General features: G+C 50.2%; 1 pseudogene. It reads right to left on the bottom strand.

What is annotated here, in order from left to right:
* Positions 1-55: 55 nt before the first annotated feature.
* Positions 56-265 (bottom strand): annotated as a pseudogene (locus B3W37_RS06650) (hypothetical protein); the annotation flags it as partial.

The raw sequence follows: 265 nt of genomic DNA, 5'->3' as shown, positions 1-265 counted from the left end.
TAATACAAACGAAACGTCCCCCTCAACACCCCCGTCCTCGCTTGCGTTAATAAAACTAGTGCTTGATAATGGTCCGCAATTGATTGGACATCATCTGGTATTCATCCCGCGAGCGCAGGTTATCCATCATAAAGCAGGGGTTTTTGATGTTCTCCAGAACCCGTCCCGGAGCCGGAGAGAGCACTACGATGTTGCTGCCCAGGTAGAGGGCCTCGTCTACACTGTGGGTGATAAAAACCGTTGTCACCTGATGCTCTTTCCAGAT

The sequence above is a fragment of the Syntrophomonas sp. UBA5494 genome, from assembly GCF_002426325.1.
The sequence above is the reverse complement of the archived record's forward strand: the minus strand, read 5'-3'. Positions and strand labels throughout refer to the sequence as shown.